Below are 12,742 nucleotides of genomic sequence, written 5' to 3'. Positions count from 1 at the left end.
AAAAACCTCCAAAATCAGGTATCCCCTGACTTTGGAGGTTTTTTCATTCTGATTTCATCAGTCTTTCTTTCTTTCACGATACTCGATTTTTATACCTGTACCTGTGAAATCAAATGCATCTCTCAACTGATTCTCGATATATCTCGAATAGGAGAAGTGCATCGCTGTGGTGTCATTGATGAAAAAGACGAAAGTCGGAGGCTTCACGCCTGTCTGTGTACCATAATACACCTTCAGTCTTTTCGTTCCGATCATTGGAGGTTCTTTCTGAAGTAATGCTTTTCCGATCACATCATTAAGGACGCCTGTTCCGATCTTCTTGTTGTAGTTATCATAGCATCCTCTGATCATGCTTAATACCTTGTGTGTTCTTTGACCGGTAAGAGCTGATATGAAGAGATATGGTGCATACTGCATGAACTTCAGACTCAGCTTCAGCTCATCAAGATATTTGTTCATTGTCTTGTCGTCTTTTTCGATCAGATCCCATTTGTTCACGATGACCATGATGGCTTTTCGCATATCATGTGCATACCCGATGATTTTTTCATCCTGGTCAGCAATACCTTCCTGTGCATCCACCATCAGGACGACCACATCGGATCTTTCGATGGCAGCAAGGGTTCGGACCACGGAATATCTTTCGATTTCCTCCTTGACCTTTGACTTACGTCTCAGCCCGGCTGTATCCACAAGTATGAACTTGCCTTCCTCTGTTTCGAGAACACTGTCTATGGCATCTCTTGTGGTGCCAGCGATATCTGTAACGATGGATCTCTCTTCCCCTAAGAGTTTATTGATCAGAGAAGATTTACCCACATTCGGTCTGCCTACAAAGGCAACCCTGATGTACTCGTCATCTTCCTCTGTCTCATAATCCTTGAAGTGTTTCACCACTTCATCCAGAAGATCTCCGAGTCCCAACCCCTGTCCGGAAGATATGGCGATGGGATCGCCGATGCCCAGATTATAGAATTCATAGGCATTGGCCTCATCCTTCATATTATCCACTTTATTCACTGCAAGAACAATGGGCTTATTGCTGACTCTCAGCATTGTCGCAACTTCACTGTCTGAATCTGTCAGTCCCTGCTTTCCATCCACCAGGAATATGATCACATCAGCAGTATCAATTGCAATCTGCGCCTGTCTTTTCATCTGTGCCAGAATTATGTCATCTGATTTTGGTTCTATACCACCTGTATCAATCAATTTAAACTCGTATTGCAGCCAGTCGGCATCTGCATAGATTCGATCTCTTGTTACACCGGGTGTATCATCAACTATGGCAATTCTGTGACCTGCCAGTTTATTAAACAAAGTTGACTTTCCCACATTAGGTCTTCCAACTATTGCTACTATTGGTTTTGCCATTTGCTTCACCTCTACTTTTTCACGTTTGCATTTCTTTACATCTAATCATATTACCCTAAGTATCTACTAGTGTCAAACAAAACCTTTCTTTTTCCGAAGCTGCTTTCTCTGATCCGCGCATTCTGATTCAAAGCACCTTTTCTATGAAGATCTTCACGATTTCAGAATCGAATTGTGAGCCACCGCATCTTCTCAGTTCCTTTATCGCTTCTTCTTTTGTTCTGATTTTATGATAAGGTCTTTCACTGGTCATTGCCTCATAAGCATCTGCTACCGTAATGATTCTCGAATGAAGCGGTATTTCATTTCCTTTCAGACCTTCAGGATACCCTTTCCCGTCTATTCTTTCATGATGATAGAGAACCTCTTCTGCTATGTTCACATACTCTTCAACGGATTTGAGAATCTGATAGCTGGTTTCAGCATGCTTTTTAATAACTTCATACTCGTCAAAAGTAAGCTTGTCCGGTTTCAAAAGGATCTCTTTGGGCACGGATATTTTCCCGAGGTCATGAAGACTGCCTGCCAGTCTCAGTCGTTCAATCTCATGTTCCCCAAGTCCCATTGCTTTTCCGATTTCCGCACAGTACTCTGCAACGCCTGAAAGATGCTGCTTCTCACCCGGAAATTTCCGGGTGATCCGTTCAATGATAGTCTTGATGGTTCTATTCTTCATCATTCTGCCATTGACAAGTTTATCCCGATACATATTGTTGTCCGCTACCTTCTGAACCTCTGAAATATTCTGACTCACAAAGGTTTTTGTTGCAGCACCTGCTGCGATGGATATTCCGATGGGGCCTACTGAAGCGCTGCTGGCTCCCTGCTGTATTCTGCGTTTGATGCTGTCTGCTTCAAACGCATCTGTTTTAGGAAGAAGCAGAACAAATTCATCTCCACCTACCCTTGCCAGAAGATCATTCTGTCTGATGGAGTTTTTCATGATCCTGGATGCTTTTTTGAGAAGCAGATCTCCCAGATCATGACCAAATGCATCATTAGCCAGTTTCAGTCCATTGATGTCCATAACGATAATACTGAAGGGAAGATTTCCAGCTTTTTCCAGTCGTCTGACTGCTTCTTCTATATACCTTCTGTTATAGAGTCCTGTGAGCTGGTCATGAAAACTCAGAAATTCAATCTGATTCTGCCTCTCTTTCTTCTCTGTGATGTCTCTGAATACAATGACGATTCCAGTGGTCTTTCCCCCATGGTCTTTGATGGGAGAAGCACTGTTTTCGATGGGTATCTCTTTACCCTCTTTGGAAATCAGAAGCATTTCAGAAAAACCGGTTCCTTTCCCTTTGCGAATGATTTCGGGAATTCTGGTATAAACCAGAGTACTGCTGTTTTCCTGATAAACCTTGAAAATCTCTTCTATCGGCTTCCCCGTCACTTCTTCCATCTGCCACCCCGTCATAGTCTGTGCCGCCTGATTCATGATGGTGACTCTGCCTAAGTTATCTGTAGCGATGACGCCATCTTCTACTGAAAGCAGCGTTGTTCTGAATAACTCTTTTTCGACATGCAGTTTGTCTTCCAGTGCTTTGTTGTCCGTGACGTCTCTTGCCGCCGCATAAATGAGATTGTCGCTGATATGAGCCTTCCATTCCAGAATCCTGTATTCACCATCCCATTTCTTGAGCCTTGCAAGAAAACTCACTTCTTTCTGAATCTCATTCAGACTGCGGATCGCTTCCTTGACCCGTAGAACATCATCAGCATGTACAAATTCCAGAGCATTCTTACCGATGAGTCCCGCTAAATCATATTGGAAATTCCTCTCCCACGCATTGTTCAGTTTCCTGAAGTTCCCCTTGGCATCGGCAATGCAGAAGAAATCCATATTTACTGTGAAAAAACTCTCCAGCTCGTCTTTCTGTTTGAGCAGCGCAAGGCCGGCTTCTTTCACGTCTGTGATGTCCTTTGCGGTACCAGTGAACCCGATGATTTCATTACTGTTGTCCCTGATTGCCACTGCAGTGGTCATGAACCAGTGATAGGTTCCGTTTTTATGGAGCAGACGGTAGTCCCGTGTCTCCATTTTCTCACCGGACTCGTTGACCTTTGCGAAAAAATCATAGACGCGCAGAAGATCCTCAGGATGCACATACGGTTTCAGAGGTTTGCCCAGAGTTTCCTCCACTGTGTAACCCAGCTGCGTCTCCCATGCTTTCGACAAGAAAGAGAAGGTACCGTCCAGATGCAGACGATAAATAACATCGTAGCTGCTGTCCACCAGGAAGCGATAGTCATCCTCACTCTTTTTGACTTCCAGTTCGAGCTGCTTGCTTTCCGTAATGTCAATGTGTGTACCGAACATCAAAAGCGGTCTACCGTCCTCAGACCATGATACAACCTTTCCTTTGTCGAGAACCCAGATCCAATGTCCCGATTTATGTTTCATTCTACATTCCAGAGAATAGTATTCTTTCTCCTTATAGAACAATGACTTGATCTCCTTGTCTGACTTCTCCAGATCCTCCGGATGAACCAGATTTTTCCAGGTTTCATGGGTAATCGGCATCAGTTCTTCCAGGCTGTGCCCGGTCATCTCAGCCCACCGTTCATTGTACCTGATTTGGTCTTTTTCCACATCCCACTCCCAGGTACCTGCTCGAGTCGCTTCTATGATGCTCGCAAACTTCTCCTGTTCTGCCAGATTTCTGATTCTCTCTTCCTGCGATTTTGTTATATCTATATGAAATCCGACAAAAAGATAAGGCTTCCCTTCTGAATTCTTCAGTGAGACTCCTCTAGACAGCACCCAGATCCATCTGCCTTCTCTATGGAGCAACCGATGCGTCAGTTCAAATTTATCTGTCCTTCCCTCCAGATACTCAGAGATTATTTTGCTGTTATGAAGGACTTCTTCTGGATGCCACAGTTTTTTCCATTCTTCATGGTCGCTCTCGAGATCATGAAGATCGTATCCGATCATATCCGCCCATTTTGTGGAAAAATGGATTTCATCGCTCTCGAGATTCCACTCAAAAACCGCTGTTCCAGAAGAGTCGACAGCAAACTCCAGCTTCTGCCTGCTTTCTTTCAGTTCATTCAAACCTCGGGCTTTATCAATGATCAGAGCAGTCTGGGCAAGAAAAAACACGGAGACATCATATGCTTCAAAAGGTTCGCCGTCTTCCATGATCAGGGTGAAATCGCCCAGGTAACGGTCATTACTACGGATTTTGCCAATGACGACTTCACCCGTTTTCAGCGTCTGGCTTATCTCGCCAAGTAAGGCTGGGTCAAACTTATGATGTGCAAAGGCAGATAGATCCTCGAAAGTGGTGATCCAGTGTTCAGAAATCAGTTCCTCTCTGATCTGGTCTTCTTCCCAGTTTCGATTTCTCAGTTTTTCTGACAGCAGCTTTTCTGCATAGACGACATCATTCCCATCACCCGAAAATGCCACTGATGTAAATCCCTCATCATGCGCATTGCGCAGATTCAGACATGCAAATTTCGCTCCAGATACTTCCCGCACCTTATCTGTCAGCATCTGATAGACCATTTCAAGGTCATTGGCCTCACTAAGCACTTTCCATGAATCGATGATAGTAAGGAATCTCTCCTCATTTGAAGCCTGTTTCACATTCATTGCAATCTCCTCACGCTGCTATTTCATCAGAACCTCCTGATAATCTCTTCCAGCTCGTTTCAAATACAGCCCATATCTTTTTATTATATCTTATTATCCTTTTGAACTACAATAATTATTGAAGTCTTTATGGCAAACTCGAATCAGAACTTCTGGTGAACGAAGCGTTTCTGTCAGCAGCTCCTCATCATGATGATTTTTGTTCTCTATTCCTCGAAAATCTACTATAATAAACTGTAGAAATGATATTTTTATGAAAAATAACGAATAAGGAAATTAGCTGAATGATGAATTTCAAACCCTATGCAATACTCATTCCACTCCTGCTCAGCGGATGTATGAGTAAGCCACCTGCAGAAGCACTTCCGGAGCCAGTGCCAAGGGATGTATCTGAACCTGTGGTCACTTCATTAGAGACAGTGAATCCCTATGCTGTAGAAGAAGGTGAAGTCAGCATAAGTGCTGTCGGAGATATTATGGTGCATGAATCGCAATGGCTGTCACAGAAAATAGGTCCCGACGTTTACGAGTTCAGAGACAATTTTGAACAGGTGAAGGAGATCTTCGCTTCTGATGACCTGTCCATCGCAAATCTAGAAACAACAATCAACGAGGAAAAAGCTATTTCAACCTATCCTCGCTTCAATTCACCAGATTCGCTGCTCGATGCTTTGCGATATGCTGGATTCGACCTTATCGGTACAGCCAATAATCATTCCATGGACACAGGAATGAGTGGTATTCTAAGTACCATAGAAGAGCTGGAAGAAAGAAATCTTCAGTATTTCGGAACACAGAAGGATCCCGATGCCAGAAAGTATCTACTGAAAACCATCAAGGGTATGAAAATCGGATTCGCCGCCTTCAGCACAGCCTATGTTTACGGGGATTCCGTGGTGATCAACAACATCCGTTCCAATGGCATGGAAAAACATGTCAACTATATGGATCTTACCAGCGCTGTCCATGCATTCAATACACTGAAGCCGGAGATCGATGCGATGAAAGAGGAAGGTGCTGAATTCATCATACTCTCTCTTCATTGGGGTATCGAATACGAGAAAAAAGCCAACACCTATCAGAAAGAGCTCGCTCAGATGCTCATTGATGAGGGGGTCGGCCTGATACTCGGCTCCCACCCTCATATGATTCAGGAAATGGAATTTCTCATCTCCAGCAGTGATGACCATGAAGGCCTTGTGATCTATTCCATGGGAAATTTTCTGTCCAATCAGAGAAATGAAATCCTTAATATGACTGGTACGGAAGATGGCGTCATATCGAGAGTGATCCTGAAGAGAGGAAGCGATAATCGTATCCGAATCAGGACAGCTCAGTTCATACCTACCTGGATCAACCGCACAGAAAGCGGTGATTGTTACACTTATGAGATCCTGCCCATCGGCAAAGACCATTCTATAACCGCTGCCCGATTCAGTGCCGAGGAAGACCGCATCAGAGAATCTCTGGATAATACGCTAAACGCGATTCAAAGTACGAGCGTGATGCAGTTCGACTTTATTCACGATTAAAAGATATCCATACAGCATCAAGCCGTATGGATATCTTTTCTTATCTTATTACTTTACTCCACTTCTCCAGCAGCCTATCAATCTGTCTATCCCGTGATGGATTTTTCCAGTCAATGATGGCTGAATCCATCACAGCACCACCTTTTCTCTCGACTTCATTTTTCAGCTGGCGGATGGCACTCCTGCCCCCCATAAAAGAAAATGGAAAGAAGTGTGTCACAAAAACAAACACCCTGGTTTTCTTCATATCTCCTGCATTTGTGAGATATGCTTTCAGTACCGGACTCATGGAGAATCCTCTCACAGGGCATCCTAGAATCACGTAATCATATTCATCTATCCTTGCGTACTCCTGAAATCTTATTTTCTTCGGGTCGCTTTCGTTTTTATCTTCTCCTCCAATAGGCTCAATCTTTACAAGCTCTGCTTCCATTCCTTTTTTCAGCAATTCGCTTTTTATACCGCTGCCTACGGATAAAGTGTTCCCGGTCAATGAATGAATGATGATGGCTGTTTTCATTTTTTCACCTCTTCCTGTTTAATTCACCAGGGCATCTTCAACAGCTTTTATAATCACCAGGCTGCTGTAGGTTGCTCCCGAAATAGCATCAACCTCTATGGACTGCTGACTTATGATGGTGTCTGTTATCGCTTCCGCATCCCAACCCTTACCATGATCATGTTCCAGAATGTCTATTTCTCTGATTTCATGGTCTACCACCTTCACATCGACTTTGACATGTACAGGAAAAACACTGTATTCTCCCACATAACTGCCATCACTGATTTCAGCCAGCTTCACCGTTCGTATCGGTTCTTTTCTTAGTTTCTCCAGATTACCTGATAAAGTGCTGTAGATGATCACACTTCCTGCTGCAGCAATCACAATGAAAAGGAGCACAATTCTAAACCATTTGCTTTTCACCGAACTATCCCTTCTTCCTGATTCTTGTATATGTGTTACATACCAGATTCATTATCCCTGAATTCATCAGAAGAAAAGTAACTTTTTTATCGAAAACCCACAATTTTAATAAAAAATTAACAAGTTGTTCTCAGCGAATTATTGTTCACAGAAAAGAGACCCGCTGCCTTACTCAGGCAACGGGTCTGCTTTCTTATTCTGCTACAACAAATTCGTCCGTATATGCTCCACACAGTGGACACAGCCACCCCTCAGGAAGATCTTTGAAAGCTGTTCCGGGTTGCACCCCACTATCAGGGTCTCCAAGTTCAGGATCATAAATATAACCGCAAATGACACAAATATATCTTTCCATTTCTCTACCTCCGTAGCATCTTTCGTTCAGATACCTAGATTATAGACTTCAGAAGCGGTGACTTCAATCTTAATTTGTGTATTTAAGCTTTAATTCAGTTCTTTGAATTGTCCTGTCACGATATAGATCGTCCATTCGCAGATATTGGTCGCATGATCTCCATTTCTTTCAAGATATTTCAGCACAAACTGCAGATCGCCAGCAAGCTTCAGAAGCTCCGGATTGTTGTTTGCTTTTTCAAACATTTTCTGTTCAGCATCGTAGGTAAGCTGATCGATTTCATCATCCAGTTTTGTCAGTTCTAGTGCACTGTCCTTGTCCTTCGCCACGAAGCTGTCCAGTGACTTTCCGATGAATTCCATGACGAGGTCCGAAATTTTTATGAGTTCCTCATTGATCAGATCCGTATCTGTCTCTCTTCTGATTTTCGTGATGTTCGCTATATCCTTGGCATGATCGCCCATCCGTTCAAGGTCAGTGACGATTTTGATGATGGTGAAGATATTCCTCAGATCTGATGCTACCGGTCCTTGTGTGGCAATAAGCCTGATTGCCTCGTCTTCAATATCCCTCATGAGATTGTTGATCTGTATGTCTTCCTTGATAACCAGTTCTGCCAGTTTGATGTCCTTTTCCACCAGTGCTCTGATGGATCTTTTGATCTGTGTTTCCACAAGAAAGCCCATTCTCAAAAGATTATTGTTCATGTGACTTATGGTTGTTTCAATACTGTTTAACGTCATTTTCCATTCTCCTTTAGCCGAATCTTCCGGTTATATAGTCTTCCGTACGCTTATCTCTCGGGTTTGTAAACAGATTTTTTGTATCACTGTATTCGATCATTTCTCCCATGAGAAAAAATGCGGTTCTGTCAGAGATTCTTGCCGCCTGCTGCATGGAGTGCGTTACGATGGCAATGGTGTACTCATTTTTCAGGCTCTCCATCAGCTCCTCGATCTTCGCCGTGGCGATGGGGTCCAATGCGGATGTCGGTTCGTCCATAAGGATCACGTCCGGCTGCACAGCTAGAGCTCTTGCTATGCAGAGACGCTGCTGCTGCCCTCCTGAAAGCCCATAGGCATTGTCATTTAACCTGTCCTTCACTTCGTCCCATAAGGCTGCACTCTTAAGACTTGTCTCTGCTATCTCCATGAGCAGATTCTTGTCTTTCAATCCGTGTATCTTAGGGGCATAAAGAACATTTTCCAGTATGGATTTAGGAAATGGGTTCGGCTTCTGGAAAACCATACCCACTTGGGTCCTTAACTCTTCCACGCGAAGATTGCTTGAAAAGATGTCATTTCCATGATAGAGAATCTTTCCTTCCGTTCTTACAATGGGAATGTTCTCCACCATTCTGTTGAGCGTTTTTATGAAGGTGGATTTTCCACATCCGGACGGTCCGATGATGGCTGTAACTTCATTCTTGTATATATCAAAATTGATTTTCTTCAAAGCCTGATTGTCTCCATACCAGAGATCCAGATCTCTGACCTGAAATACGGCTTCCTTGTTTTCTGTAGTAGTCATAGTATGCTCCTCTCGTTAAAATTTCTTTTCGAATTTATTTCTTATGAAAATCGCGATGGAATTCATCAGGAACAACACCACCAGCAGCACGACAATGGTTGCAGCTGCCAGATTCGCATATTCCGGTGTAAGCACTGTGTCCAGAGTCCAGTAATAGATCTGGATCGGCATTGTGGTGAAGTCATCCATGATGCTTTGCGGAATTTTCATGATCAGTGTCGGAATACCAAGAACAACAAGAGGTGCTGTTTCTCCTATGGCTCTGGAAACACCCAGTATGAAACCTGTCAGCATTCCTGGCAGAGCCACCGGAAGGACAACCCTGCTGACTGTGGTCCATCTGTCCGCCCCCAGTCCGTAGGATGCTTCCCTTAAAAAACCTGGAACGGCTTTTAGCGCTTCCTGGGCAGCAACGACCACAATAGGCAGAACCAGAAGGGACATTGTAAGCCCTCCTGCAAGAATGCTTCCCCCCAGACCCATGAGTCTGGAAAAAACTGCCAGACCTAGCAGTCCGAAGATCACGGAAGGTACACTGGCCAGGTTACTGAGGTTGATATTGATGAAATCTTTGAGTCTTCCTGGTTTCGCATATTCTTCCAGATAGATGGCAGTGGAGACACCGAGGATGAACGTGACAGGTATGACAATGAGCATCATATACACTGTGCCCATGACGGCGCCGAAGATTCCTGCTTTTTCAGGAAAAATGGAGAGATTTCCAGTGAGAAAATCCCAGTCCAGCCATCCTATACTGTCCCTCACGATATCTACCAGCAGGAAGACCAGCACCATAAGCGTCATCGCTATGGATACTGCAAAAATATTCTTCAGAAATCCGCTGAGTTTCACTCTTCTCTCAATCTGCCTGCTGTCTGCTTTGAATGATTTCTTCAAAGGCAAAGACACCTGATTTTCTTTTCTTGTCTTCACTTCTTTTTCTTCCATCAGTATGCCTCCCTGTATTTTCTGGATATATAATGTGCCAGCTGATTCATGACCATGGTGAAGAGGAACAGCAGCAGTCCTACAGCATATAGACTGTAATAACCAGTGGTCCCACTGGCTGCATCTCCACTGGTGAACTCAACAATGTACCCTGTCATGGTCTGCATGGACTGTGTAATGTCAAGCGTAAACGCCTTGGAGCTTCCGCTTGCTATGGTCACAATCATGGTCTCTCCTATGGCTCTTGAAATTCCAAGCACGATGGAAGCCAGTATCCCCGAAATGGCTGCTGGAATGACCACCTTGACTGCAACTTCAAGCTTTGTCGATCCTAATCCGAAAGCGCCTTCCTTCATGATTTCAGGCACGGAGTTCATGGCATCTTCAGACAGTGAGGCTACCATAGGAATGATCATGATTCCCATGACAAGGCCCGGGCTCAGCGCATTTTTAGATTCCAGACTCGGTATCAGATTCATCAGCAGGGGTGTTACAAAAGAGTAGGCAAAAAAACCATACACGATTGTCGGGATACCCGCTAAAACCTCCAGCATCGGTTTCACCAGTCTACGTACTCTTTGCGAGGCAAACTGACTGAGATAGATCGCCGCTGCAAGTCCCACCGGGACCGCCACCAGCATGGCGATCAGTGAAGTTGTGATGGTACCGATGAAAAGAGGAATGAACCCGAATCTCGGATTCTTGTTCAGGGGCGCTAGATCCGTACTCAGCACCTCAGATAGCGGAACTTCTGCAAAGAACCGGAACGCATCGGTAATCAGTGTCAGAATGATTCCGAATGTTGTAAATACGGAAATAAGAGCCATGAGCAGCAGAAATAAAGGGACGATCTTGTCCATGATCCGTTTCTTTTCTTTTACTCTTTTCTGAATCATCTCTCTTATTTTAGTCTGATTTTCCATAGATATCTCCTTTTATGATTTCTCCATACGCAAGCATAAGATGAGAGAATCCTCTCTCATCTTTACTGTTTATAATGATTCTGGCAGATATTTACTTAAGTCCTTCCAGAATGCTCATGTATTCAGCATGCTTTTCTGCTGGAAGAGGCGCAAATCCGTTTTCACCAGCCAGCTTCTGAGCCCCTTCTTCTGAAACAACGAACTTCGCATAATCCAGAATCTGTGGGGAATCCTTCGCTTTGTCAAGATCAAGATAAGTGTATACAAGTCTTGTAAATCCTGCATAATCCAGATCAGATCCGATGGTTTCCAGTGTTGGTTCAACTCCACCGTTTCCGAAGTCCACTTTAACAGCAGTGAGTTTATCCGTGTTGGATGCGTAGTATCCATATCCGAAGAACGCGATGGCGTTCACATCTTTAGAAACCAGATCCACAAGAGTGGAATATTCCTGCTGCAGATTCACTGTGGATACCAGATCCTGCTCGTCAAGAATCACTTCATAGAAGAACTCATAGGTTCCATGGTTCTCATTTGGCCCAAAGAACTTGATTTCTTCGCTTGGCCATTCTGGACGAATATCAGACCAGAGCACTTTATCATCGGCTTTAAGTTTTCCTGAAAGATACATATCTACAATTTCTTCCTGTGTCATTTCCGTTGCCCATGTGTTTTCCTTGTTGATGACCATGGTAAGACCATCATAGGCAAGCTCGATTTCCATGATATTCTCTCCCATGACTTTTCCAGCCGCTTCCAGTTCTTCCACTTCTGTGTCCTTGATCTTTCTTGATGCATCTGCAAAGTCCAGCTCACCAGCAATGAACTTCTTAAGACCGGCACTGGATCCCGCTCTTCCTACCTGTACGCTTACGCCAGACTCTTTATTGCTCATGTAGTTCTCTGCAATGTGCGCCATCAGCGGGTAAACTGTTCCTGAGCCATCTACGATGACGGATCCCTCAAGCTCTTCTGCAGGTGCTTCTGATGGTGTCTCCCCTCCATTATCTGATGGTGTTTCCTCTGCTGGTGTAGTCCCGCATGCTGCGAGCATAGCGACCACCGCCACTGATGATACCAGACCTAATATTTTCTTACGCATTTAATATCCTCCTAAATTATGTCCTATTTTTCAGACACCTCTGTGCCCTACAAATTGAATTATAGACACTGAATGTTTCGCTGAGATTGTCTGCATGTTATATCCGTGTTAAATGGAGAACCTTCCGTAACGCCTTGTCATAAGCGGATTATATTGGGCTGTATGAGCGTAACCGATTTCTTTTGCTGAAACAGGATAAAGTGTTTTCAGTGACAGGACTGGCTGAAATGGAAAAAGATCCATGAAACAGTTTCCTGTTTCATGGATCTTTTTTAAATGGTAGCGGGGGTAGGACTTGAACCTACGACCTTCGGGTTATGAGCCCGACGAGCTGCCAACTGCTCCACCCCGCGTTATCCGTTTCTTAAGATTTCTTTCTTAAGCACATATTCTATTCTAAAGGATAAAACAGAGATTGTCAAACCCGGATCTACACTCCTTCACACAAA

Annotated in this window: 11 protein-coding genes and 1 tRNA gene; 1 reads left to right on the top strand and 11 read right to left on the bottom strand. The window is 44.0% G+C overall.

Features of this window, described 5'->3' with window-relative positions; genetic code table 11:
* Positions 1 to 57: 57 nt before the first annotated feature.
* Positions 58 to 1,374 (bottom strand): ribosome biogenesis GTPase Der, encoded by a 1,317-nt coding sequence (gene der, locus ACHAL6_RS04205; protein WP_395268991.1) that lies wholly within the window; start codon positions 1,372 to 1,374, stop codon positions 58 to 60.
* Between the two features lie 127 nt (positions 1,375 to 1,501).
* Positions 1,502 to 4,978 (bottom strand): PAS domain S-box protein, encoded by a 3,477-nt coding sequence (locus ACHAL6_RS04200; protein WP_395268990.1) that lies wholly within the window; start codon positions 4,976 to 4,978, stop codon positions 1,502 to 1,504.
* A 284-nt stretch (positions 4,979 to 5,262) separates the two neighbouring features.
* On the opposite strand from ACHAL6_RS04200, the gene ACHAL6_RS04195 reads away from it, so the two are divergent.
* Positions 5,263 to 6,510, top strand: coding sequence for a CapA family protein (locus ACHAL6_RS04195; RefSeq protein WP_395268989.1), 1,248 nt, complete (start codon positions 5,263 to 5,265; stop codon positions 6,508 to 6,510).
* A 40-nt stretch (positions 6,511 to 6,550) separates the two neighbouring features.
* Here the strand turns inward: ACHAL6_RS04195 and ACHAL6_RS04190 are convergent, their stop codons facing one another.
* The 9 genes from ACHAL6_RS04190 to ACHAL6_RS04150 form a co-directional block, all read right to left on the bottom strand.
* Positions 6,551 to 7,030 carry a flavodoxin family protein gene (locus tag ACHAL6_RS04190; protein ID WP_395268988.1) on the bottom strand — a complete coding sequence of 160 codons (480 nt, stop codon included), beginning with the start codon at positions 7,028 to 7,030 and terminating at the stop codon, positions 6,551 to 6,553.
* 18 nt (positions 7,031 to 7,048) lie between these two features.
* On the bottom strand, positions 7,049 to 7,435 hold the full coding sequence (locus tag ACHAL6_RS04185) for an FMN-binding protein (protein WP_395268987.1): 387 nt from the start codon (positions 7,433 to 7,435) through the stop codon (positions 7,049 to 7,051).
* A 193-nt stretch (positions 7,436 to 7,628) separates the two neighbouring features.
* Positions 7,629 to 7,790: a rubredoxin gene (gene rd, locus ACHAL6_RS04180; RefSeq protein WP_395268986.1), complete on the bottom strand. Its 162-nt coding sequence runs from the start codon at positions 7,788 to 7,790 to the stop codon at positions 7,629 to 7,631.
* Positions 7,791 to 7,879: 89 nt separating this feature from the next.
* On the bottom strand, positions 7,880 to 8,533 hold the full coding sequence (gene phoU, locus ACHAL6_RS04175; protein WP_395268985.1) for a phosphate signaling complex protein PhoU: 654 nt from the start codon (positions 8,531 to 8,533) through the stop codon (positions 7,880 to 7,882).
* Between the two features lie 13 nt (positions 8,534 to 8,546).
* Positions 8,547 to 9,320, bottom strand: a complete 774-nt coding sequence (gene pstB, locus ACHAL6_RS04170; protein WP_395268984.1) for a phosphate ABC transporter ATP-binding protein PstB — start codon at positions 9,318 to 9,320, stop codon at positions 8,547 to 8,549.
* A gap of 15 nt (positions 9,321 to 9,335) precedes the next feature.
* Positions 9,336 to 10,268, bottom strand: a complete 933-nt coding sequence (gene pstA, locus ACHAL6_RS04165) for a phosphate ABC transporter permease PstA (protein ID WP_395268983.1) — start codon at positions 10,266 to 10,268, stop codon at positions 9,336 to 9,338.
* Positions 10,268 to 11,191, bottom strand: coding sequence for a phosphate ABC transporter permease subunit PstC (gene pstC, locus ACHAL6_RS04160; RefSeq protein WP_395268982.1), 924 nt, complete (start codon positions 11,189 to 11,191; stop codon positions 10,268 to 10,270). Before pstC ends, pstA begins: the two co-directional genes overlap by 1 nt.
* A gap of 91 nt (positions 11,192 to 11,282) precedes the next feature.
* A complete protein-coding gene (locus ACHAL6_RS04155) occupies positions 11,283 to 12,293 on the bottom strand; it encodes a PstS family phosphate ABC transporter substrate-binding protein (RefSeq protein WP_395268981.1) in 1,011 nt (336 codons plus the stop codon).
* A 277-nt stretch (positions 12,294 to 12,570) separates the two neighbouring features.
* A tRNA-Met gene (locus ACHAL6_RS04150) sits at positions 12,571 to 12,646 on the bottom strand.
* Positions 12,647 to 12,742: the final 96 nt, after the last annotated feature.

The organism is Proteiniclasticum sp. C24MP (assembly GCF_043951855.1).
Lineage (GTDB): Bacteria > Bacillota > Clostridia > Clostridiales > Clostridiaceae > Proteiniclasticum.
Note: the sequence above shows the minus strand (reverse complement) of the source record. Positions and strands in the feature narration are given on the sequence as shown.